The organism is Romboutsia sp. (assembly GCF_035470145.1).
Taxonomy (GTDB): Bacteria; Bacillota; Clostridia; order Peptostreptococcales; family Peptostreptococcaceae; genus Romboutsia_D.
Genome location: NZ_DATIRC010000236.1, coordinates 1 through 3,451, shown reverse-complemented (window position 1 = coordinate 3,451; position 3,451 = coordinate 1). Strand labels below are relative to the sequence as shown.

Genomic DNA, 3,451 nt, shown 5'->3' with positions numbered 1-3,451 from the left:
ATATAAATGATTTGAAAGTAAAAGAGAATACAGGAAAAGTATCTTTAAAAGATTTAGGTTATGAGAATATGATAGTTAAAGGACCTTTTTCTCAAGAAGTTATAATGGATATAAACACCCCTAAAAATAAAGTTGTAGAATTAGGGTCTAAAATAAAATTAAATATTAGATATGCTCAAAACTTAGATTTTGAAAGATCATTAGCTACAGTATATGTAAATGATGTACCTATAGGAAGTAAAAAGTTTGTTAAAGAAAAAAGTAATAATGATAGTATAGAATTAAATTTACCTAATGAAGTTGTAGGAAAAAATTATTATCAAATGAAGGTAGTATTTAATTTAGAACTTTTAGACTTAGTATGTGATACTAGAGATACTGATAATCCATGGGCTTATATTTCAAATGAATCTTTTATTGAATTTGATTATAATAATAATAAGGAGCTAAAATTTAGTACCTATCCATATCCTTTTGTTGAAAACAATAAATTTAATGATTTAACAGTAGTTATACCTGATAGTTCAGGATCAAAGCAATTAACTGATATTGCAAACATAATTGCATATATGGGTCATGAAGTTGAATTTAATAATGGAAAATTAAATGTTGTTAAAAGTAGCGAATTTAAAAAGCAAGATAAAGAAGATAATTTGATAATAATCGGAACACCTAGCAATAATCATCTTATAAAAGATATAAATAAAGATTTAAATTTGAAATTTAAAAAGGATTACAAAGGCTTTGAAGCAAATGATAAAATAAAATTTATTGGAGAATACTCTTTAGAGGTAGCTTCTATACAGTTAATAGATTCACCTTATTCAAAAAATAAAAGTGCTATGATTATAGCTTCTACAGATATAGCAGATTTAAGTTTAAGTAGTAAATATTTAAGTGATTTGAATCTGACAAAATCACTTAAAGGAGATACTATTGTAATAGGAAGAAATGGATATGTACAGGATTTAGATTATAAGGCTAAAGAAGAGGTAGTTAAAGAAGAAACTAAGGAGCATAAAAAAATAAGTAACCAAGTGAAAATATTTATTATGGTAGCTGTATTTTTATTAGTTACTGTCATAATTTCTTTAATTTTCTTAGTATTAAAATATAGAAAGTAATTTAAGGAGATATATGAACAAAAAAAGATTATTTATTATTATATTTGCAATTTGTATTTTTGTATTTTGGACTATATTTTTAAAAAATACTGAAGCGAAGGTAGATAAAATAAAGTCAGTTAATTTATCTACTGATTATGAAGTTGACCAAGCTTTAAATGATATAAAAGCTTTACGCGTTAATACCGTAAATGTTCCAGTAGTTATAGAAATACCAAGTCTTACATCAAATGATATGAAAATAGATGAATACAGCAAGAATAAAGCTATAAAACTTATAAAGTTATTAAAAAAGAAAAATATAAAGATTATTTTAGAAGCTTATCCATGGATTAACAATGGAAGTGATTATGAAACTTATTATAATCCATCAAATAAAGAAAGATTTTTTAAAGATTGGAAAGTTATATTAATTACTCTTATTAATGATATAGCTAATAAATATGATGTTGATATTATGAATACTGCATCTAACTTAGTAAAACTAGAAGAATATGAAGAAAATTGGTGTGACATTATTGACTTTGTAAAAGAAGAATTTGATGGATTAGTAACATATAAAACTTCATGGTGGTACACTGCTAAATGGGATGATGAAAGTATAGATAGGTACAATAAAAAGCTAAATAATAAGCTATTTTCTCATGTGGATTTTATATCAATAGCAGCTTACTTTGAGTTAAGTGAAAATTCAGAAAATACTGTTGGTGAATTAGTACATTGTTTAAGTTCAACTACAATACACAATAGGAAGCAAAATATAAAAAAAGAAATATATAATTTCTATAAAAAGCATGAAAAAGAAATATTCTTTGGAGAATTAGGATTTCCAAGAAGAAATCATGCTGCAACTCATCCTTGGGATAGCGTGGTTTCAAATATTGAAAATGATAAAGAGCAAGCAAGGTGCTTTGAGGCTTATAAAGAGGCTTTTGAAAATGAAGATTATTTAAAAGGATTTTCAGTTTTTGCAGTTGGGCAAAAAGGAGAAGATAAAACTTTTTATCCGTCTAAGCAAAGTATAGATATAATATCTAGTTGGTATGAGTAAAATTAAATAGTTAAATAGCAGATAAATTATTACCCGGGACATTAAATGTAACACATACACTATTAATGATAGTATTAGTAGGTTTAAGGAAGGATAATTGTAACTTAGAAAGTAATGTTAAATCAGTGATTTAAGAAAAGATTAATATAAAAAAATTATAAAGTAACCTATATAATAGATACTGTAAAAACAACTCGTTATATAGGTTATTTTTTATATACTAAGGTATTATAATTTATCTGGTTTGTGGATGAATTATAATACCAGCCGCTAAGCTTGAGCAACGGACCTATTTCTCAAGGTCGTTGGCGACATGAGCGAAGCGAATTTTTTATATTTAAAATAAATTAGCATAAATTGAATAAATAAAAATATGGTGTCGAAGATATTATTAAGGAAAATATTAACGGAGGATTTTTTTATGAAACTAAACAAGGTAATATTAGTAGGCTCTATATTATTTATGATTTTTACGGTAGCATATATAAATAATAATAAACTTGATAATACACATGAAAATACAAATGAAAGTTCTATAGAGGTTTTATTTAATAACGATAAAAATAATAAAATGAGTGAAAAAGAAGCTATAGAAAAAGTAAAAGCACATTTACTTAAGACGGGAACATATTTACCATCAATTATAGAAGTAGATAGCATAGATGGCAATTATTATGTAGTCCATGCATATGAAATAGTAACAAATGAAGAGGAAAGTCATACAGCTACAATGGGGTGGTTTCATGTGAATATGCACACAGGTGAGATTAGTGATATAATGAATTAAAGCAAAGACACCAGAAAGGAATGACAATGGAAGAAAACTCATATGAAAAACTATTAAATATAAATACAACTGGAGAAGAACTTTGGAGCGATAAAATAGCTCATTATCATCCATATCAAGCAACTTTATATCAAGCTTTAGATATATTATTTGAAGAGTATAGTATAAAAGAAAGTGATTATATAGTCGACTTTGGATGTGGAAAAGGTAGACTTAATTTTTATATAAATTATTTTTTCAAAGCAAATGTAGTTGGAGTGGAAATGGATGAAAGATATTATCATGACTGCCTTTGTAATAAAGAAAACTATTTAAAAAAACATAAAAGAAGTAGCAATAAAATTGATTTTAAATGCTGCTTTGCACAGGATTATGAAATAAATCCATTAGAAAATAAATTTTACTTCTTTAACCCATTTTCTGTACAAATATTTAGAAAAATTATAGATAATATATTAAATTCTGTATATGAGAATGAAAGAAAAATTG

The 3,451-nt window shown here is 25.3% G+C and carries 4 protein-coding genes; all 4 read left to right on the top strand.

The genetic code is table 11. The features are described from left to right. On the top strand, nucleotides 1-1,124 hold a 1,124-nt coding region (locus VLM92_RS10130), incomplete at its 5' end, for a cellulose biosynthesis cyclic di-GMP-binding regulatory protein BcsB (protein WP_325276226.1). A 13-nt stretch (nucleotides 1,125-1,137) separates the two neighbouring features. Beyond that, nucleotides 1,138-2,175 (top strand): glycoside hydrolase family 113, encoded by a 1,038-nt coding sequence (locus tag VLM92_RS10125; protein WP_325276225.1) that lies wholly within the window; start codon nucleotides 1,138-1,140, stop codon nucleotides 2,173-2,175. A gap of 421 nt (nucleotides 2,176-2,596) precedes the next feature. Further along, nucleotides 2,597-2,962: a hypothetical protein gene (locus tag VLM92_RS10120; RefSeq protein WP_325276224.1), complete on the top strand. Its 366-nt coding sequence runs from the start codon at nucleotides 2,597-2,599 to the stop codon at nucleotides 2,960-2,962. 26 nt (nucleotides 2,963-2,988) lie between these two features. Next, on the top strand, nucleotides 2,989-3,451 hold a 463-nt coding region (locus tag VLM92_RS10115; RefSeq protein WP_325276223.1), incomplete at its 3' end, for a methyltransferase.

Bases quoted from the DNA above. Each gene is read 5' to 3' on its own strand.
- VLM92_RS10120 (WP_325276224.1), top strand. From the start codon at position 2,597: ATGAAACTAAACAAGGTAATATTAGTAGGCTCTATATTATTTATGATT.
- VLM92_RS10125 (WP_325276225.1), top strand. From the start codon at position 1,138: ATGAACAAAAAAAGATTATTTATTATTATATTTGCAATTTGTATTTTT.